Here is a 19,846-nt window from a genome sequence, read left to right as displayed (position 1 = left end):
AAGGGACGTCTGACGTGGTTCCTTTTGATTCACGCTTCGCGCGCACGTGTCCGAAACGAGACACGCGGATGATGCCGGGGAATGTATGCCTTTGGCCGCTACTTCCGGGGAGGAGGTGCGGGGGTCTCGGAAGGCGGCCCTGGGGGAGCCTCGCGCTTGAAGGGGCTCCAGGACACCACCACCTCCTGGCCCGCTGCGTCACGGCCAGACAGGAAGTCGAGGATCTGCTTGATGTCGGGAGCCGCCTCGGAGGCGCTCACCGTCACGTAGCCGCGGAAGCCGCCGTGCTCGAGGTGTTCCTCCACGTGGATGGCCTCGCTCCAGCCACGCGTGGAGGTGTCCGCCTGACCGTCCCAGTGCAGGGAGATGCGCTCGAGGCGCTCCCAGGTGATGGCCGTGCCGTCCGGGACACGCACCACCACGTCACTGCGCCACCCTCCGTCCCCGGGGAGCGGACGCCAGCGGGAGACCCGCAGGTCCACGGGAGGCGTCACGCCGGAGGGGGGCTGCCCGCGAATGAGCGCGAACGCCGTGGCCTCCAGGGGCCCACCCCGGGCGAGCCGGACCTGGAGCCTCACGGTGAAGCTCCTCACCTCCTGGGGCTCGAGACCCTGGAGCGGGTAGGAGTGCTCGACGCGAGGCTCGGAGGTAGCCGTGGCGGTGCCATCCCCGAAGTCCCATGCGAACGCCACGGCGCGCTCGCCACCCCGGTACAGCGCCTCGAAGGCGAAGGTCCCCTGCCCTTGCTGCACGACGCCGAGGCGGAGCGGCTCATCCCGCTGCCCCTCCCCTTCGCCGCACCGGCGCACGTCGACCTCGACGTCGCGCTCCGCCAGGACACCGACGCGCCGCCCTCCGAGGTCCGTGCAGACCTGGAAGCGCACGAAGTACTTGCCGGGCTCCTCTGGAGCCCGCCACTGGAGCGCCGGGCCCGGATGCAGCTCGGCACCGCCTCCGGCGACAGGCCAGACCCACCGGTGGACCGCGCCCGGCTCGGGAACACCTCCGACACGGGCGGACAGGCCCATGGCTTCACCCGCGCACACCCAGGGCCGGTCCTGGTCGATTCCCTGGATCACGACACTGGACGCGAGGAGCACCCGCTCCTCATGGAGCGCCGCCGAGAGCATGTTCCCGCGGTTGGCCGGCGAGACGGGCACACGGGAAGGAGGCAACGGTGGAGCGAGGGGCGCCGCTGGCGATACCTCCGGGGCGGGGGCACGGCGCTGGGCGACGAGGGGCGGCCGAGGCGCCTCGCCAGCGTGGTGCCGGGGCCAGAACATGAAGATGAACGCCGCGAGCAGCACCCCCAGGAGCGCGAGTCCCACGAAGAAGCGCAGGGGCGCCCTGGCGGGGCGTCCCGGGATTCCTGGTGGCACGCGAGCGTTCCGCACGAAGCGCTAGAAGCCGAAGTCGTTCAGGTGGCGGCGGTAGCCCTGCGAGTTGGGGCGATACCACTGGTCATCCCAACCCTTGAAATCCACATCGTCGAGCAGCCGCTCGGTCTTGCCGTTGAGGAGGATCTGGTTGATCAACTGCACTCCAGTCGAGCCCACGTTGCGGGAGACGAGCCGGTCCGTGGAGTCGAGGTACTGATAGGTATGGCGGCTGCAATAGTCCTGGGAGAAGCAGCCTTTGTCGCAGTTGGCCAGGTTGTTGTAGGTGGCGTGTTTGTCTTCGGCGACGTAGAGCGTGGGCCAGCCGCGATAGGCATTGCGCGAATCGATCGCGCTGTCGTACTCGAGCTGGCTGTACGAGTACCAGGCGGACGAGTCACAGGCGCTCTTTCGATGGGCGGACATGTAGACCCAATCGAGGTACCACCTGCCACCGGAGTAATGGACCTCGAGGATCTGGAACTCGGGATCTCCATCGTGTCCGGTGGTGACACCGGAGTCCTCGAAGAAGGTGTCCATGTAGAAGATCTGCAGCGTGCGGGTGGAGAAGCTGGTGCTCTTCACCGCGTAGTAGGGACGCCGGGCATGGCCGCTCTCGCCACTGTCGAACCAGAAGAGCGGCATGAACCAGAAGGCGACCTGGTATTCGCAGTCATCCTCGAGCCCGTCGCGATCGGCATCCGTACCGGAGCCCCAGCAATCATCACCGTAGGGGATGGTACCGAGACCGTCGGCGCGGGCCGTCTCCGTCATGGCGAGGAGCAACACCAACGCGACGACTGCGCTTCTTGCGATGCGGACCATCCGAGCTCTCCGGGGGGTGGGGAGACCGCGAATGCTACACCAACCCGCGGAGGGACCGCCCGGCCATGGCATGACGGCCGGGCGGTCTGGACCTCGAGTCCCCTCAGAGGGCCATGAGGCGCGTGCGGAGGCGCTCCGCCACGCGCGGCAGATCATCGGGAGCCTTCACGGGCTCGAACCGGCTGGTCGCGGGATCCGAGCGGCTCACCTCGATGAAGGCCGCGGGGAGGAGCGGCTTGCCATCGGGACGGGTGAGGCTGCTGGCCTCCGCCGTCACCTGCTCGAGCTGGAGCACGGGCTTGCCCTCCACCTTCTTGGAGACCACGCGGTAGGGAATCGGGACCTCCTGTCCGATCATGGCCTCCAGCTCGAAGGTGATGTTGTTCGTCGAGATGAACGGATGCTGGGTCGGGTCCACCTTCTCGACGAGCTGCAACTGCCCCTTCAGGCGCACGGGCGCGGCGCCCGCGTCGAGCGCTCCGCTGGGGTTGGCGCGCGGGGTCACCTCCACCGTCATGGCCCCGCCCTGCTTGATGTGCAGCCCGATGACGACCGGGTCGAGCGTCGCCGCCAGGTTGTCCACGTTGGAGAAGTACATGTGGCGAACACCCCGCCGGCGCAGCTCCTCTCCCACCCCGCTCTCGCGCAGGGCCCGGAAGACGTCGCCATGCCCGGAAGGGGCGAACGACAGCTTGCCGTCATCCTCGCGGAACAGCTCGCCGCTCGGTGTGAGCCGGGGGAGCATCCGCTGACGGAAGAGGAACACGCCCTCCTGCTCGCCCCGCTTCGCCAGGTACGCGGCGATGTCGTCATGGGTGAGGTAGGACGTCATCAACGCCACGGGCACCGGGCGCCCATGGCGAGCCCCCAGCCGGCGCGCCTCCGAGAGCTTGAAGTCGAGGAAGGTGCGCTCCCCCACCACGGGGATGAGCCCCTTCACCCCGCCGCCGAAGCGGGTACCGGCGCCACCGGCCACCACGAGGGCGGCCACCTGGCCCTTGCGGAACGCCTCCTCTCCGAGCGCGCGGCACTCCTCGTACGCGGGAGTCCCCTCTCGCGGGAGCGGTTGGATGTCACCCTCCCGGAGCGGCTCGAGCGAGCCCGCGAGCGGCGGCGCTTCGACGAGCTCACCCCGCTTGAACCGGGCGAGCAGTTCACGGAAGCTCGCGGCATCGAAGCCATCGCGCGCGAGACTGGGATTGTCGAGTTCAGTGTCGGTCGGTTGTCCTGGCACGGCACCAAGGTTCCGCGATCCTCGCGGCATGTGCAATCGCCAGTGTGCGTGGAGGCGATGCCCGTCCGGATTCGAACCATCCAGGACGGGACTGGCCAACCTTCCCGGGTGCGCTGACGGCCTTCAGGGCACCAGCACCGTGGCGGTATGGCCCGAGCGAGCCGAATAGGCCCGGGCGATGCGCTCGGCCACGCCGGCCCCGGTGCCCGTGCGCGCCAACGCGACGATGGAGCCACCGAAGCCTCCGCCCGTGAGGCGGGCCCCGAGCACGTCCGGCTCACCCCGGGCCAGCTCCACCAGCAGATCGATCTGCGGCACGGAGACCTCGTAGTCGTCACGCTGCGAGACGTGCGAGGCGTACAGCAGAGGCCCGAGGGCGGCCAGATCACCGGACCGCAGGGCCTGGACGGTCGCCAGCACCCGCGCATCCTCGGTCACCACGTGGCGAGCGCGCCGGCCCAGGGGCTCGGGAAGGGCGGCGATCCGAGGCAGGTCCGCCTCCGTCAGATCGCGCAACTGAGGCACGCCCAGCAGCGCCGCCGCGCGCTCGCACTCGGCCCTGCGGGTGCGGTAGTCGCCAGCCGCGTGGTTGTGCGCCACCCCCGAGTTGATGACGATGGACTCCACCCCAGCGGGCAGCGACACCCGCTCGTAGCGCATGCTGCGCGTGTCGAGGAAGAGCGCGGAGCCCTCGTCCGCCAGGTGACAGGCCATCGGGTCCATCACCCCCACCGGAGCGCCGACGAAGTCGTTCTCCACCTTCTGCCCCAGCAGCGCCAGCCTCACGTCGTCCAGCGCGAGCGAGAAGGCCTCACGAAGGGCGCGCAGGAGGCACACGTCCAGGGCCGCGCTCGAGGACAACCCGCTGCCCACGGGCACCTCCGAGGAGACACGCACGTCGAAGCCGCCCAGCGAGAAGCCCTCGCGCTGGAGGATGAGGGTGACGCCCTGCACGTAGTCGAGCCACCCGCGCCCCGGCGCCTGCTGGCCGAGGACGAACTCCTGCACCCCCTCCTGGCTCCCCACCGTGGCACTGAAGGCCCGGACGGTGCGGCCCTCGCGAGGCCGCAGCTCCACGCGCGTCCGCTGGGGGATGGCCATGGGCAGCACGAAGCCACCGTTGTAGTCGGTGTGCTCGCCGATGAGATTCACCCGGCCCGGCGCATGCGCCACGACGCTGGGAGGGTGTCCGAACAACGCTTCGAAGTGAGGGGCAGCGCCAGTTTCCATCGTCGAGCACACCTTGAGCGGGCAGGACTACTCGGGGGTGATCCGCAGCGAGTCGAACCGGGCGGAGGCACCCGCGACGCCTCCAGCGACGAGCGCCACGCGCACGCCGCGATCCCAGGGGGGCAGATACGAGCCCTCCTCCTCCGAGTCAACGTCGATCCAGGAGGAGCCCTCCGCGCTCACCGCGAAGCCGAACACCTTGCCGTTCGTCGCCCGCATGCGCAGGTGCAGCTTGCCGTTCATCGTCGCGGGCGCGTCGATGCCGCCGAGCAGCTGGTCCTTGCCGGCCTGCCGGCGCCACGCCTCCACCTTGCCGGACCTGACGGCGAGCCAGAGCGCGTTGTCCGGGTCGCCGTAGGCCGACAGCCCCGCCGACATGCCCTCCGTGAGCCCGCCCACGTCCACGACGGTCTCGGCCGTGTAGTTGCCCGCGTTGGTGGAGCGCGCGAGGGCCGCACCGATGGGATTGGCCGCCTGCTCCGCGGGAGGAGCGAGGGTCAGCAGGCCATCCGTGAGGCTCGTGGTGGGCTGACGTCCATTGGGCCACTGCCAGCCGAGCACCAGGGACGAGGAGGTGAAGTCATCGGAGAAGGCCACGGGCTTCGACAGCAGCCGTCCCCCGGGCCCCTTGCGCTCGTTGATCGAGGGCCAGCCATCCGCCCCCCATTGGATCGGATCCAACAATCCCTGGCGTCCGACGTAGACGGAGCTCTGGGTGCTGTAGGCGTGGTACAGGAAGTAGTCCCGGCCCTGCGTGTCCGTCACCACGCTCCCGTGCCCCGGGCACTTCCAGTCCTGGTTGGTCTTCATGATGGGATTGATGGGGTTCTTCTCCCAGCCCTCGAGCAGCTTCCGCGAGCGCGCCACACCCACGCCATAGTTGCACTGGAGACCGCAGCACCCGGAGCCGGCGTAGAAGAGGTAGAACCAGCCATCGCGCTTGATGAGGTGCGGACCCTCGATGAGCTGCCCCTCCCACGGCGTATCGTTCATCATGATCTGCGTCCGCTCGCCGATGAGCCGGGTGCCATCCTCCGACAGGGGCTGCGCCCAGAGGGGGGTGGGCAGCCCGCGGCTGTTTCCGTCCTCCTTCCAGACCAGGTAGAGCGTGTCGTTCTCGTCGCGGATCAACGCGCCGTCGATGGAGCCGAGCTCCTGGCAGACCAGCGGACCGTGATCGGTATAGGGCCCCGAGGGCTGGGACGCGGTCGCCACGGCGACGCACAGGGGACCGCCCTTCTTGCGCGCGGTGTAGAAGACGAAGTAGCGGCCGTTGTCGGCCGCCAGCTCCGGCGCCCAATAGTTGCCGTCCGACCAGGCCGGCGCGGTCTGGAAGATCGGGCCCACCAGCTCCCAGTTGACCAGGTCCTTCGAGTGCAGCAACGGGAAGTGGGGAGCCCACTCGGACGACGTCGCGGAGGCCCAGTACTCATCCCCCACGCGGATCACCGAAGGGTCGGCGAAGTCACCGGACAGGACCGGGTTCGTCACCTCGAGCGGCGGCGGGGGCGGCGGGGGCGGCGGCGGTTGAGAGGTACAGCTCGGAGTGGAGAGGGCCGCCAGCACGGCCAGGGAGAGCACGGCTGCGGGCAGGACGACACCGCGTGAACGCATGGGGGAATCCTCGACGTGGGGGCGCGCAGGCTAGGGAGCTGCTCAACAGTGGTCAATCAAGTCCGGGCGGCTCCCACTCCGTCCGATTCCCAACGACTTGCCGCGTCATTTTGTCTGTCTTTCGATAATTCCTCTCCGGATGCACGGGAGCCAGGTCCTCGACGACCCCTCCCCCGAGGGCAGGCAGATGTCATCCTTGACACATTCCACGGGCATGGATGAGATGCGCCACTTTTTTACAGTGCATCACGGGCGGAACCAGGCCGGAGCACCGAGCCGTTCCTGCTCTCCCACAGGGGAGGAAGTCGACATGCGGAGAGGTGTGTTCTCGTCACGTTGGTGGGTGGGAGCGGTGCTACTGCTGACCGCCGCGGCCTGCACGGAGACCCCGCTCCACAAGAGCTATACCAATCCCCTGAGCGTCTCGATCCCGGGTGGAGGCACGGTGGAGAACTGTGCCGACCCGACGATCATCCGAGGGAAGCAGACCGGGGATTACGCCTGGTACATGTACTGCACTTCGGATCCCCTGAATGATCAGGACAGGGACTCCGAGGGCCAGTACAGGCAGCACCTGATCGCGATGCTGAAGTCGAACGATCTGGTGGAATGGACATACGTCGGGGATGCCTTCACCGAGCGGCCGGACTGGGCGGAGCCCACGGCCGGACTCTGGGCCCCCGAGATCGAGTACTTCGGGAACAAGTACCACCTCTATTACACCGTGACCGACTCGAAGCAGGGAGACAGCGCCATCGGCGTTGCCACCAGCGACAGTCCGACGGGGCCGTGGACGCACGCCGCGAAGCCGGTGGTGGAGCCGCACGAGGCGCCCTGCTGCGGGGGTTCACAGCGCTGGGTGTACGACCCCGAGGTGCTCGTCGAGCCGAACGGCGACAAATACATCTACTACGGCAGCTACTACGGGGGCATCTCGGTGCGGAAGCTCTCGGCGGATGGCGCGAGCTCCGACCCGTACAGCCAGGTGGAGGTCACGGTCGCCAACCGCTACGAGGGCGCCAGCATCATCAAGCGCGGTGAGTACTACTACCTGCTGGGCTCGTCCGGAGACTGCTGCAATGGCGCGGTCACGGGCTACAACATCTTCGCCGGGCGGTCGAAGAGTCCCCTGGGGCCCTTCGTGGATCGCGAGGGCGTGCGCCTCACGTACAACCGCGTCGGTGGGACGCCCGTCCTGGGGCTGAACGGAAACCGCTGGGTCGGTACGGGCCACAATGGAGTGCTGACCGACTTCGGGGGCCAGGACTGGCTCGTCTACCACGCGGTCGACAGGGACAGCCCCTACTTCGCACCGCCGGAGAAGGGCGCGCGTCCGGTCAAGCGCCACGTGATGATGGATCCGCTGGACTGGGTCGACGGTTGGCCGACCGTGCGCGGTGGCTCGTGGGCCTCGGACACCGAGCAGCCGGCACCGGCGGCCCAGCCCGGCGAGAAGAGCCGCTATCAGATGACCCGGGCGAAGGATGACGCGCCGGGAGCCGTCATCACCTCGGACGAGTTCGACGGCACCTCGCTCGGCTCTCAGTGGACCTGGATCCGCCCGCCGGCCGAGAACGACTTCGGCCTGGAGAGTGGCTCCCTGCGCTTCGCAACCCAGGGCAAGGAGCTCCACCAGGACGACAACAGCGCCTCGGTCCTCACCCTGCCAGCGCCGGTGGGCAACTACCTCGTCGAGACCCAGGTCTCGCTGAACCTTCCCCCGGTGAGCTGCTGCCACAACTACGTGCAGGCGGGGCTCGTCATCCATGGAGATGACAACCACTACGTCAAGCTGACCCACGTCTCGAACTGGGAGACCCGGCAGATCGCGTTCGCCAAGGAGGTGGGGCCGGAGAGCTCGCCGCGCTATGGCGAGACGTTCGGCGGCCCCGCGGACGAGACCGTCTGGCTGAGGATCGCCAAACGCGACGTGGGCGGGGAACAGCATTACACGGCGTACTCCAGCCGGGATGGTTCGACCTGGACCCGGGCTGGCACGTGGACGCACCAGCTGGGCTCCGAGGCCAGGATCGGACTGGTCTCGATGAGTGGAGGCGGCTTCATCGCCCGCTTCGAGTACGTCCGCGTCCATGAACTGGCCGCGGGAATGTAAAGGGTTGCAGGCACCACAACGTGGAGAGACACATGAGATGGTTGATCGCGGTTGCCCTGTTCGCGCTGGTCGGATGTAAGCAGCAACCTTCGGAGAAGCAGCAGCAAGCCGCCGAGGGAGCCGGCGCGGGCGCTCCCGCCGCCGCCAAGAAGCTCGTCATCGGGTTCTCCCAGGTGGGAGCGGAGAGCGCCTGGCGCACCGCCGAGACGAAGTCCATCCGGGGCGAGGCCGAGAAGCGCGGCGTCGAGCTGAAGTTCGCGGACGCGCAGGGCAAGCAGGCCAACCAGATCAACGCCCTCACCTCCTTCATCGCGCAGAAGGTGGACGCCATCGTGCTCGCCCCGGTCGTGGAGACCGGCTGGGAGTCCGTGCTGATGCAGGCCAAGGAGGCCAACATCCCGGTCATCCTCGTGGACCGCGGCATCAAGGTGAGCGACGAGAGCCTCTACACCACGCTGATCGCCAGCGACTTCGTGGAGGAGGGCCGGATGGCGGCCGAGTGGCTCGCGAAGAAGACGAATGGCAAGGCCAACATCTTCGAGCTGCAGGGCACCACCGGCGCCGCCCCGGCGATCGATCGCAAGAAGGGCTTCGAGGAGGCGCTCAAGAAGTACCCCGAGATGACCATCATCAAGAGCCAGAGCGCCGACTTCACCCGCGCCAAGGGCAAGGAGGTCATGGAGGCCTTCATCAAGTCGGACCGCGAGAAGATCCAGGCTGTCTACGCGCACAACGACGACATGGCGCTCGGGGCCATCCAGGCGCTCGAGGAGGCCGGCATGAACCCGGGCAAGGACGTCACGCTGATCTCCATCGACGGCGTGAAGGGGGCCTTCGAGGCGATGGTCGCGGGCAAGCTCAACGCCACCGTCGAGTGCAACCCGCTGATGGGCCCGATCGTCTTCGACACCATCACCAAGGTGAAGGCGGGCGAGAAGGTTCCGAAGTTCATCCAGAGCAAGGACCAGCTCTTCGAGCAGTCCACCGCCGCCCAGGTGATCAGCACCCGTGAGTACTGAGCCGATCCTCGTCGCGAGAGGAGTGGAGAAGCGTTTCCCCGGGGTCCACGCGCTGCGAGGCGTGGACCTGGATGTAAGGGCCGGCGAGGTCCATGCCCTGATGGGGCAGAACGGCGCCGGGAAGTCGACGCTCATCAAGCTCCTGACGGGTGTCTACCCGCGCGACGGGGGGACGCTCACCTTCCAGGGGCGGGACTTCCGCCCCACCTCACCGGGAGATGCCCAGCGCAAGGGCATCAGCACCATCTACCAGGAAGTGAACCTCATCCCGACCCTGACGGTCGCGGAGAACCTCTTCCTGGGCCGTGCGCCCCGGCGCTGGTTCGGCATCGACTGGCGCACCATGCGGCGCAAGGCGGAGGAGCTCCTCGCCACCTTCGAGCTGAAGGTCGACGTCGACCAGCAGCTGGGGACCATGTCCACCGCGGTCCAGCAGCTCGTGGCGATCGCCCGCGCCGTCCAGACGGATGCGCGGGTCATCATCATGGATGAGCCGACCTCGAGCCTGGACAGCCACGAGACGGAGCTGCTGCTCGACATCATCGGGCGGCTGAAGGCGCGGGGAATCGGCATCGTCTTCGTCACCCACTTCCTGGATCAGGTCTACAAGGTCAGCGACCGCATCACCGTCCTGCGCAACGGAGCGCTCGTCGGGACGTATGAGGCGTCCCAGCTCTCGAAGCTCGACCTCGTCTCCCACATGCTGGGCAAGGTCCCCGAGGAGCCGGCGCTCCACGCGCGGAGCGAGGAGACGCGGCCGGCGGTCATCGCCGCGCAGGGGCTGTCACGCAAGGGGATCGCTCCGTTCGATCTGACGATGCACCAGGGCGAGGTGGTCGGGTTCGCGGGCCTGCTCGGCTCCGGACGCACGGAGGCCGCCCGCCTGCTCTTCGGCGCCGATCGCGTGCGGAGCGGCACGGTGAACGGCGCGGTTCCCAAGAGCCCCCGGCAAGCCATCGAGCGGGGCCTGGCGTTCTGCCCCGAGGATCGCAAGGCGGAGGGCATCATCCCGGACCTGTCGGTGCGGGAGAACATCGCGCTGGTCGTGCAGCGCAAGCTGGGTTTCACCGTCTCGCGCGCGCAGCAGGAGCGGATCGCCCAGGAGTTCGTGACGAAGCTCGGCATCAAGACGCCCTCGGTCGAGCAGCCCGTGCGGTTGCTCAGTGGAGGCAATCAGCAGAAGGTCATCCTCGCCCGGTGGCTGGCCTACGATCCGAGCGTGCTGATCCTCGACGAGCCGACCCGCGGTATCGACGTGGGCGCGAAGGGAGAGATCGAGCGCCTCATCCACGAGCTCTCGCGGAAAGGGCTCTCGGTCCTCTTCATCTCAGCCGCGCTGGAGGAGGTGCTGCGGCTGTCGCACCGGATCGCCGTCTTCCGCGACCGGAAGAAGGTGGGAGAGCTCACCAGCGCGGGACTTCCGGAGGTCATGAAGCTGATCGCCGGAGAGGAGCACCATGAGTCCTAGGAATTTCTGGCCGCTGGTGGCCCTGGCGGCCCTGATTGTCTTCAACCTCGTCTTCACCACGGGCTTCGCCCGGCTCGAGTTCCGGGACGGCCGGCTCTTCGGCGCGCTCGTGGACATCTTCCAGAACGGCGCCCCCGTGATGCTGCTCGCGGTGGGCATGACGTTGGTGATCGCACTGGGTGGAATCGACCTGTCGGTCGGCTCGGTGATGGCGCTCGCGGGCGCGGTGGCGGCGCTGCTGATGACCGAGCAGGCGCAACCCGTGCCCCTGTCGGTCGCGGCGGCCCTCGGCACGGCCCTGGTGATTGGGGCCCTCAACGGGGCGCTCGTCACCTACGGTGGCATCCAACCCATCATCGTCACGCTGGTGACGCTGGTGATGGGACGGGGACTGGCCCAGGCGCTCACCCAGGACCAGAAGGTCCGCTTCGAGAACCCGGCCTTCGAGTTCCTCGGGAACGGCACCGTGGTGGGCCTGCCGGTCCCGGTCCTGATCGTCGCGACCGTGTTCGTCCTCGTGGCCCTGCTGCTGAGGAAGACGGCGACGGGCCTCTACATCGAGGCCACGGGCGGCAACCCCCAGGCGGCCCGGCTGTGTGGCCTGAGGGTGCACACCATCCAGATGACGGCCTACATGGCCAGCGGGCTGTGCGCGGGACTCGCCGGCCTCATCGCGGCGGCCGACATCAAGGAGGCGGACGTCGCCAACAGCGGGCTCTACCTCGAGCTGGACGCCATCCTGGCCGTGGTGCTGGGCGGGACGAGCCTGACGGGTGGCCGGGCCAACCTCGTGGGCTCGATCATCGGCGCCACCTTCATCCAGACCCTCACCATCATGCTCCAGATGCGAGGTGTCATCACCGAGCACACGCTCATCATCAAGGCGATCGTGGCGCTCGGTGTCTGCTTCATGCAGACGGCGGCGTTCGAGCGCATGGTCCGGCGGTTCCGCCCGGCGGAGGGCGCATGAACTTCCTCCGCAAACACGTCACGGTGCTGGCCGGAGTGCTGGCCTACGTACTGCTCTATGCCGCCGCGGCGCTGAGGTACGACGGCTTCTTCTCTCTCCCGATCTTCATCAACTTCCTCTCCAACAACGCGGTGCTCGGCATCGTCGCGGTGGGCATGACGTTCGTCATCCTCTCGGGAGGCATCGATCTCTCCGTCGGGGCCGTCATGTCCTTCTCCAGTGTGCTCATCGGGGTCCTCGTCATGGACCACCACTGGAACGTCTTCGCCGCGATCGGAGTGGCGCTCGCGTGCGGGACCACCCTGGGAGCCCTGCTGGGAACAATCATCCACACGACCGGCATCAAGCCTTTCATCGTCACGCTGGCCGGGATGTTCTTCGTGCGGGGACTCGCGTTCATCATCCACCTCGAGTCGATCGCCATCGTGGATCCGCGCCATACCGCCATCGCGATCACGCGGATCGGCTCCCTGCCCCTGACCGCGGTCCTGTTCCTGGCGTTCGTCGCCATCGGTTGGTACGTCGCGGTGTTCACGCCCTTCGGCCGGAATGTCTACGCACTCGGAGGGGGCGAGGAGGCCGCGCTGCTGATGGGATTGCCCGTCAAGCGCACCCGGATCGCCGTCTACGCGTTGAGCGGCTTCTGTGCGTCCTTCGCTGGCGCCGTGCTCACCTTCTACCTGTCGAGTGGCAGCCACCTGGAAGGTGTCGGGATGGAGCTCGATGCGATCGCGACCGTGGTGATTGGCGGGACGCTGCTCGCGGGCGGGGTCGGCTCCGTGTTCGGCACGCTCGTCGGGGTGCTGATGCTCGGCCTCGTCCTGACGTCGATCACGACATACGAGGGCATGCTGAGCTCGGGGCTGACCCGTGTCGCCATCGGGGCCCTCCTGCTCGGGTTCGTGCTGATGCAGAAGCTGCTGACGCGGCGGATCGTCGGAGTGGGGCGGGCCACGTAGCCCGCCCCCTCCCCTGACGCATCACTCCTGGCGCAACACCAACAGGCGCAACTCGGTCATGTCCTCGATGGCGTACTTCACGCCCTCGCGCCCCAGCCCCGAGCCCTTCACGCCACCGTAGGGCATGGTGTCGACGCGGAAGCTCGGGACGTCTCCCACGACGACGCCCCCCACCTCCAGCTCGTCCCACGCCCGCATGGCCCGTGACAGGTCCTGGGTGAAGACGCCCGCCTGCAGTCCGTAGCGCCCGTCATTCACCGCGCGGAGCGCGTCGTCGAACGTGCGGAAGGGCTGGAGCAACACGACCGGCCCGAACGCCTCCTCCGCGCTCAGCGGCTCGTCTGCCGGCACACCCTCCAGCACGGTGGCTTCGAGCAGCGCGCCACGCCGCCCTCCCCCGGCCAGCACGCGCGCTCCACGCCCCACCGCGCTCTGGATCCACCCCTCCAGCCGCCGTGCGGCGGGTTCGTCGATCATGGGACCGAGCGTGGTGGCCTCGTCCCTGGGGTTCCCCGCGCGCAGCGCCCGTGCCCGCGCGACGAGCCGCTCGCGCAGTGCGTCGTACAGCGACTCGTGCACGAGAACGCGTTGCACCGAGATGCAGCTCTGCCCCGCCTGGAAGAAGGCGCCGTGGGCCACGCGATCCGCGACGAAGTCCAGGCGCTCGCCCTGGTCCTGGTCCACCACGCAGGCCGCGTTGCCACCGAGCTCCAGGACCACCTTCTTGCGGCCAGCACGCGCCTTGAGCTCCCACCCCACCTTCTCCGAGCCGGTGAATGAGAGCAGCTTCAGCCGGTCATCCTCGATGAACGGCCTCACGTCCTCGAGGCGCGTCGGGAGGACCGAGAAGGCGCCCTCGGGGAGGTCCGTCTCGGCGAGCACTTCGGCCATGATCATCGCGCTCACGGGCGTGCGGTCCGAGGGCTTGAGCACGAACGGGCAGCCCGCGGCGATGGCGGGCGCCACCTTGTGCGCCACCAGGTTGAGCGGGAAGTTGAACGGCGTGATGAACGAGCACGGGCCCACGGGCACGCGCTGGGTGAAGCCCCGGTAGCCGGCCGCACGCCGCGACACCTCCAGGTTCAGCACCTCGCCGTCGCCTCGCACGGCCTCCTCTGCCGCCGCCTTGAACGTGTCGATCAGCCGGGAGACCTCGCCACGCGCGTCGCGGATGGGCTTGCCCGCCTCGATGCAGAGCGCGAGCGCGAGCTCTTCGGTCCGCTCGCGGAAGCGACGCACGCAGTGCTCCAGGACCTCCTGCCGGGCGTACGGAGCCAACCGCCGCATCGGGCCGGCCGCGCGCACGGCGGCGGCGATGGCCTCCTCCACGGCGCTCGCGTCCGCGAGGGCGACACGCGCCACGGTCTCGCCCGAATACTTGTCGGTCACGGCCAGGTCCGCGTTGGGCTGCCGCGGGCGGTTGGCCAGGTAATACGGGTAGCGCTCAGCCAGCATGACGTTCCTCTCTTTCCTTCATGTGCTCGTGGCTCACCGGGCGGCGCCGTCCTCGACACCGGCTCCGAGCGCACGCGTGTTGTCCGAGTAGTCGATGGGCAGGTCGATGACGTGCACTCCGCCGGATTCCAGGCAGCGCGCGAGCGTGGCCCCGAACTCCGAGGCACTCGCCGGCCGGTGCCCGCGCGCGCCATACGCCTCCGCGTAGCGGACGAAGTCCGGGTTGCCCAGCTCCATGCCGAAGTCCGGGAGCCCCATCTCCCCCTGCTTCCAGCGAATCATCCCGTAACCGTCGTCGCGCACCACGACCACCGTCAAGTCCAGCTTCAGGCGCACCGCCGTCTCGAGCTCCTGCGAGTTCATCATGAACCCGCCGTCGCCGCAGACCGCGAGCACCTTGCGCCGGGGGTGGACCAGCCTGGCCGCGATGGCGGACGGGAGCCCCGCCCCCATCGTCGCGAGCGCGTTGTCGAGCAGCAGCGTGTTGGGCCGACGGCAGCGGTAGTAGCGGGCGAACCAGAGCTTGTACATGCCGTTGTCCAGACACACGATGCCGTCATCCGGCATCGCGCGCCGCACCTCGGCGACGAGCCGCGCGGGGTAGATGGGGAAGCGCTCGTCATCGATGCCGCGCGCGAGCTGCGCGTCGAGCCCGGCGCGGGCGCGCTCGAAGGGCGCGAAGTCCCAGTGGGAGCGCGAGCCGACCCCCTCCGCGATGCGCCACACCGCGTTGGCGATGTCGCCGGTCACCTCCACCTGCGGGAAGTACACGGGGTCCACCTCGGCGGACGAGAAGTTCAAGTGGACCACCGTGCGCTGTTTGTCGCGCATGACGAACAGCGGCTTCTCGATGACGTCGTGGCCCACGTTGACGATGCAGTCCGAGGCCTCGATGGCCCGGTGGACGAAGTCCCCATCCGAGAGCGCCGCCGTTCCCATCCAGAGCGGATGGGTCTCATCCACGACTCCCTTGCCCATCTGGGTGCTGAAGAAGGGCATCCCCACGCGGTCCACGAAGACGCGGAGCATCTCCGAGGTGAGCTTGCGGTTGGCGCCCGCGCCGATCATGAGCAGCGGGCGGCGGGCGGACGCGATGGCCTCGACGGCCAGGGCGATGGAGGATTCGTCGGCCACGGGCCGGCGGTAGGCGCTGGGAGAGAGAGGCACGGCGTCGGAGGACTCACGCGCCACGTCCTCGGGCAGCTCCAGGTGGGTGGCACCGGGGCGCTCCTCCTCGGCCCGGCGGAAGGCCTCGCGCACCGCCGAGGGGACGTGCTCCGCGGAGACGAGCGTGCGGGTGGACTTGGTGAGCGGCCGCATCATCCCCACGACGTCGACGATCTGGAAGTGGCCCTGCTTGCCGGCCTTGATGGGCTTCTGCCCGGTGAGCATCACCATGGGCATGGCGCCGAGCTGGGCGTACGCCGCGGCGGTGACGAGGTTGGTGGCGCCAGGCCCGAGCGTGGCGAGGCACACGCCCGCGCGCCCGGTGAGCCTGCCCCAGGTGGCGGCCATGAAGCCCGCGGCCTGCTCGTGGCGCGTGAGGACGAAGCGTACGCCCGAGGCGCGCAACGACTCGAGCAGGTCCAGGTTCTCCTCGCCGGGAAGACCGAAGACGCAACGCACGCCCTCCGCTTCGAGCGCTTTGACGAACAGATCCGATGCCTTCATGGGATTTCTCCTTCGAGACGAGGGGAAATCTACGCGCCGCCATCGATTGGTACATTCGTTTGTTCCCATGGACCCGATAGGCAATGCCTATGATGGGGGAATGGAGCTCCGCCACCTCCGCTACTTCTCCGCCGTCGCCGACACGCTGCATTTCGGACGCGCCGCGCGGCGCATCCACGTCTCGCAGCCCACGCTGTCGCAGCAGATCCGCCAGCTCGAGGAGGAGCTCGGCTCGCCGCTCTTCGAACGGGCGCGCAGTGGCGTGCGGCTGACGCAGGCGGGCGAGCTATTCCGCACGTACGCGTCACGAGCGCTGGAGGACGTGGACGCCGGCCGGGTGGCGGTGAGCGCGCTGCGCGGGCTGGCCACGGGGACGCTGCGCGTGGGCTACCCACCGAGCATGCGCGGTGTCGTGGTGCCCGCATTGGCCGCCGTGCTGCGCAGACATCCTCGCCTGGCCCTGAGCGCCGAGGAGGCGGTGGTAAGACGGGTGGAACGGCGGCTCACGGACGGCAAGCTGGATGTGGGGCTGGGGTACTCGCCCGCGCGCTCACCGGACCTCGACACGGAGCCGGTGTTCGACAGCAGGCTGGGGCTCGTGGTGGCGCGGGGGCACCCGCTGGCCGGAGCGGAGTCCGTGGGGGCGAAGCAGCTCGCGGGCGAGCCATTCGCGTTGCTCTCGCGAGGGCTGCGCGTCCGCGCGCGAGTGGACGCCTACTTCGATGCCATGCGGCTCGCGCCGCACATCGCGCTCGAGTCGAACGCGGTGGCCACGGTGCTCGCGATGGTGCGCGCGGGCCTCGCCATCACCGTGCTGCCCGAGCCACGGCTCCCCGACGCCGAACGGCTGGTGGTGAAACGTCTGTCCCCGGCACCGCGAACCGAGCTCGCGGCGCTCCTCTGGCGCAAGGGCGCGCCGCGCACACCGGCGGCGGAGCTGTTCGCGTCGGAGGTGCGCGCACGGTCGAAGGAAGACGCGGGGTGAGAGGCAGACCCCACCGGTGATCTTCTTCTGGGTCACCCGATCCGGGCCTTCTTCTCTTCAATCTCGGCCGTGGCTTCCTCCTCGGGGGTGGGCAGCACGCCTCTCTCGATGGGGAAGGCGCGCGTCTCCTGGGGAGAGGGCTTCTCGCGCACGAGGGCTCTCAGCTCCGCCGCCGCCCTGGCGCGTCCGAACCGCTTGCCCTGGCCGCGCAGCCACTCGCACAGCTCGTCGCGCATCTCTCCCCCGCTCTGGTAGCGGTCGTCCGGATGGGCTCGCAGCGCCTTGTGGAGGATGCGTTTGAGCGGCTCGGGTACCTTCCGGGCCACCCGCTCCACGTCCTCCGGGCCGAAAGTCTGGATGCGGTCGGCCAGCACCCCCGCGCTCGTCCAGGAGGGGCGCTCGGCGCGCATACGGGCGTCGTACCGGGCCACCTCCGGGGACTCGCCCGCGGGCGGGTTCACGTCCGGCGGATCCAGCGGGTACTGACCCGACAGCATCTCCAGCAGCACCATGCCCAGCGAGTAGAGGTCCGCCCGCCCATCGGGCTTCTGACAACGCATCAGCTCGGGGGCGGCGTAGGCCAGCTCCGCACGAAGGACCTTGGAGGGCGTATTCAACCGGCCCGCCAGGAGCGAGTACGCCACGCCGAAGTCGGTGAGCTTCACCCGGCCATTGGACTCCAGCCGGATGTTCATGGGGCTCACCGCCCGGTGGACGACGTGCAGCGGGCGGCCGTCCTCGTCCTGGCTGTTCCAGGCGTAGTGGAGCGCGTCGGCCACCTGGGCGGCGATGTAGACGGCATGGGCCGGTGCGAGCGTCCTGCGCAGCAAGAGCGCCGTCTCCATGGCCGTCTCCAGGAAGAGTCCCGGGGTGTGCTCCATCACCACGTAGGGCGTGCCCTGGTGCTCCACCAACTCGTACACCTGGGCGATCCCTGGGTGGCGCAGACGCGTGGCGAGCCGCACCTCCTCCACGGCCCGCTGGCGGCGCTCTTCCCCGGGCGGCATCTCCACGCGCTTGAGGATGACGAGGCACGGAATGCTTTCGTCCCGCGAGGAGGTGCGCCAGGCGATGGCCAGGGGGTCATGCCCGTCCCGCAGGGGGGCAAAGAAGGTGTAGCGGTACTCGGGTCCCTCGAAGAGAAGACCGCCAGGACCCATGGGTTGGATGGGGAAGCTGTCGTTGCGCGCTGGGCCTTTCACGAGGGCATCTCCTGAACCTTTCGGGTTCTCTGCGTCAGGACCGGGTTCCTTTGAGGCAACACGGGAGACCGTCGAAAGAAAGCACCAGCCAACCAGACAGGTCAATTCCCTGACTCGACCTGTTGGAGCAGAAGAGCCGAATCGACCCAGCGCCGTCCATCCATTGGACGGATGCGAACGTTGTAACTGAGCCGTCTACGGGAACGTCACGCCGTCGAGACTCACGCCCTCGGTTCCGGCTTCTCCCGCCCACAGCTTGAGCGTGTAGGTGCCCCGGGCCTCTCTGTGCGCAGTGTCCAGTTCCACCACGATGTTCAGCGATCTGCCCGGTGGGACGGGCTCCAGGGGCCATACCGTCAGCTCCGTCAGCGCCTCGCGATTCGAGCCCACCAAGGCCGCACCCGAGGGCGTCCAGGCCACCGTTCCCTGATTGCGTAGTTCCATCTCCACGGCCACCCGGCCCCGCCCTTTGGGCCCAACGGCCCGGTAGCTGATGACGTTCTGCGCGACGAGCGATCCTCCCGGGCGCGAGGTGACTTCCTTGAGCAGCCGGGCAACGACACCTGTCTTGCCGAGCCATCCGTTGACGATGAGGCTCGTGAGCCCCAACTGATCACTGCACTCAGCCTGAAGACGCGCCTTCTCCTCTCGGCAAAGCCTGGCCTCGGCTCGCGCCTGCTGCTCGCCCTGCCGGAGGGAGGCCATCGTGCGCTCGTTGCGTGACACCTCCACCTGCCGCTCCGCATGAGCGGGGTGGACCACCAGCACGAAGGTGGCACTCGTCGGCACCGCATCATCCTGGAAGTAGACTGTCACCGGTACGCGCTCTCCATCGTGCAGCGCCTCCGAGGCCACGAGCGTCAGAGATGCCGCTGCCAGATCCACCCGGCGGAACCGCTCCCGCTCCTCCACTTCCACCCGCGCCAGTTTGGTGTCGAAGAACAGGTTGACGGACAGCTCTGGCCGGATGCACACCTCCGGTATCATGCTGGGTGCGTCCGCCGTCAGCTCGATGTAGCGCGTGCCCGTCTCACAGGTAGGGAGCGGAGCCCGCTCGGCGGCATCAGCAGGGGCGGCGAGCAGGGCCAGCCCGAGCAGAGCGATGGAGGACGGGGCAAACACGGAGCGGGAACCTCCACGGAAACGAGGAAGAGACCGGAGACGTGGGCCTCCAACACACCGTCCTGCCCGGTCGTGCGCGCGCCAGTCCGGGCTTCCAATCCGCCAAGACCCAGGATGGTGCTATTCGAAGCGGTCCACCGCTCTCACCTCCGCGATGGGCCAAACCTTGACGGCTCCTCCGTCAGGCTCGCTCTCAACACCACGAACTATTTCGTCGTACAACTCCATGCAGACGGCGAACGTGTCCCCAGCGGGAGTGACGGCCTGGGTAATGCGGCCGTAAACACGCTTCTCCCCAATGCAGAGCTGCCCGAAGAGCCGCGTGCCGTCTGGCAACACGACTCGCCCACCCCGGCCCACGGGATCCTCACCCACCAACCAGGCCCCCCCCAACTCGAGCGAGAAGGCGCCATCCTTCACGGGGACGGACTTGCGCTTCTCCCAATCGGGGAACAAAGCCGTGCTGCTGTCCCCAACCTGAGCCATCCCCTCATATTGGACCGAAAACTTCCCGGAAAACGGGTTGTTCGGCCAGCAATTCAACGAATCGAGCCATCAAGGGCAGAAGCGTGTCTTCGGGCATCATGGGAATGGCCTGGTAGT

General features: G+C 68.4%; 16 protein-coding genes. 6 read left to right on the top strand and 10 right to left on the bottom strand.

Annotation, left to right across the window (positions count from 1 at the left end; all coding sequences use genetic code 11):
- Window positions 1-98: 98 nt before the first annotated feature.
- The 5 genes from NR810_RS33230 to NR810_RS33210 all read right to left on the bottom strand — a co-directional run bounded on the left by NR810_RS33230 (window position 99) and on the right by NR810_RS33210 (window position 6,279).
- Window positions 99-1,379: a PKD domain-containing protein gene (locus tag NR810_RS33230; protein ID WP_257458468.1), complete on the bottom strand. Its 1,281-nt coding sequence runs from the start codon at window positions 1,377-1,379 to the stop codon at window positions 99-101.
- Between the two features lie 21 nt (window positions 1,380-1,400).
- Entirely contained in the window at window positions 1,401-2,201 is an 801-nt protein-coding gene (locus tag NR810_RS33225) for a hypothetical protein (RefSeq protein WP_257458467.1), read from the bottom strand.
- Window positions 2,202-2,304: 103 nt separating this feature from the next.
- Window positions 2,305-3,435 carry a UTP--glucose-1-phosphate uridylyltransferase gene (locus tag NR810_RS33220; protein WP_257458466.1) on the bottom strand — a complete coding sequence of 377 codons (1,131 nt, stop codon included), beginning with the start codon at window positions 3,433-3,435 and terminating at the stop codon, window positions 2,305-2,307.
- A gap of 123 nt (window positions 3,436-3,558) precedes the next feature.
- Window positions 3,559-4,665, bottom strand: coding sequence for a galactokinase (gene galK, locus NR810_RS33215; RefSeq protein WP_257458465.1), 1,107 nt, complete (start codon window positions 4,663-4,665; stop codon window positions 3,559-3,561).
- 27 nt (window positions 4,666-4,692) lie between these two features.
- Window positions 4,693-6,279, bottom strand: coding sequence for a family 43 glycosylhydrolase (locus tag NR810_RS33210; RefSeq protein ID WP_257458464.1), 1,587 nt, complete (start codon window positions 6,277-6,279; stop codon window positions 4,693-4,695).
- Between the two features lie 310 nt (window positions 6,280-6,589).
- Here NR810_RS33210 and NR810_RS33205 point away from each other — a divergent pair, with 310 nt between their 5' ends.
- Genes NR810_RS33205 through NR810_RS33185 form a run of 5 tightly spaced genes read left to right on the top strand, consistent with a single transcriptional unit; the run spans window position 6,590 to window position 12,808 of the window.
- Window positions 6,590-8,392: a family 43 glycosylhydrolase gene (locus NR810_RS33205; protein WP_257458463.1), complete on the top strand. Its 1,803-nt coding sequence runs from the start codon at window positions 6,590-6,592 to the stop codon at window positions 8,390-8,392.
- 32 nt (window positions 8,393-8,424) lie between these two features.
- Complete coding sequence (locus NR810_RS33200) at window positions 8,425-9,411, top strand: ABC transporter substrate-binding protein (RefSeq protein WP_257458462.1); 987 nt, start codon at window positions 8,425-8,427, stop codon at window positions 9,409-9,411.
- Window positions 9,401-10,879 (top strand): sugar ABC transporter ATP-binding protein, encoded by a 1,479-nt coding sequence (locus tag NR810_RS33195; RefSeq protein ID WP_257458461.1) that lies wholly within the window; start codon window positions 9,401-9,403, stop codon window positions 10,877-10,879. Before NR810_RS33200 ends, NR810_RS33195 begins: the two co-directional genes overlap by 11 nt.
- Window positions 10,869-11,849, top strand: a complete 981-nt coding sequence (locus NR810_RS33190; protein ID WP_257458460.1) for an ABC transporter permease — start codon at window positions 10,869-10,871, stop codon at window positions 11,847-11,849. The genes NR810_RS33195 and NR810_RS33190 overlap by 11 nt, the downstream gene beginning before the upstream one ends.
- Complete coding sequence (locus NR810_RS33185) at window positions 11,846-12,808, top strand: ABC transporter permease subunit (protein WP_257458459.1); 963 nt, start codon at window positions 11,846-11,848, stop codon at window positions 12,806-12,808. Before NR810_RS33190 ends, NR810_RS33185 begins: the two co-directional genes overlap by 4 nt.
- 21 nt (window positions 12,809-12,829) lie before the next feature.
- On the opposite strand, the gene NR810_RS33180 is transcribed toward NR810_RS33185, so the two are convergent.
- On the bottom strand, window positions 12,830-14,263 hold the full coding sequence (locus tag NR810_RS33180; RefSeq protein WP_257458458.1) for an aldehyde dehydrogenase family protein: 1,434 nt from the start codon (window positions 14,261-14,263) through the stop codon (window positions 12,830-12,832).
- A 33-nt stretch (window positions 14,264-14,296) separates the two neighbouring features.
- Window positions 14,297-15,934, bottom strand: coding sequence for an acetolactate synthase large subunit (locus tag NR810_RS33175; RefSeq protein ID WP_257458457.1), 1,638 nt, complete (start codon window positions 15,932-15,934; stop codon window positions 14,297-14,299).
- A 100-nt stretch (window positions 15,935-16,034) separates the two neighbouring features.
- Here NR810_RS33175 and NR810_RS33170 point away from each other — a divergent pair, with 100 nt between their 5' ends.
- Complete coding sequence (locus NR810_RS33170; protein ID WP_257458456.1) at window positions 16,035-16,919, top strand: LysR substrate-binding domain-containing protein; 885 nt, start codon at window positions 16,035-16,037, stop codon at window positions 16,917-16,919.
- A 32-nt stretch (window positions 16,920-16,951) separates the two neighbouring features.
- Here the strand turns inward: NR810_RS33170 and NR810_RS33165 are convergent, their stop codons facing one another.
- The 3 genes from NR810_RS33165 to NR810_RS33155 all read right to left on the bottom strand — a co-directional run bounded on the left by NR810_RS33165 (window position 16,952) and on the right by NR810_RS33155 (window position 19,729).
- Complete coding sequence (locus tag NR810_RS33165; protein ID WP_257458455.1) at window positions 16,952-18,121, bottom strand: serine/threonine-protein kinase; 1,170 nt, start codon at window positions 18,119-18,121, stop codon at window positions 16,952-16,954.
- 195 nt (window positions 18,122-18,316) lie between these two features.
- Window positions 18,317-19,243, bottom strand: coding sequence for a DUF2381 family protein (locus tag NR810_RS33160; protein ID WP_257458454.1), 927 nt, complete (start codon window positions 19,241-19,243; stop codon window positions 18,317-18,319).
- 120 nt (window positions 19,244-19,363) lie between these two features.
- Window positions 19,364-19,729 carry a hypothetical protein gene (locus NR810_RS33155; RefSeq protein WP_257458453.1) on the bottom strand — a complete coding sequence of 122 codons (366 nt, stop codon included), beginning with the start codon at window positions 19,727-19,729 and terminating at the stop codon, window positions 19,364-19,366.
- Window positions 19,730-19,846: the final 117 nt, after the last annotated feature.

Source organism: Archangium lipolyticum, from assembly GCF_024623785.1.
In the GTDB taxonomy this organism is placed as follows: domain Bacteria; phylum Myxococcota; class Myxococcia; order Myxococcales; family Myxococcaceae; genus Archangium; species Archangium lipolyticum.
This window is presented reverse-complemented; position numbering and strand designations above follow the sequence as displayed.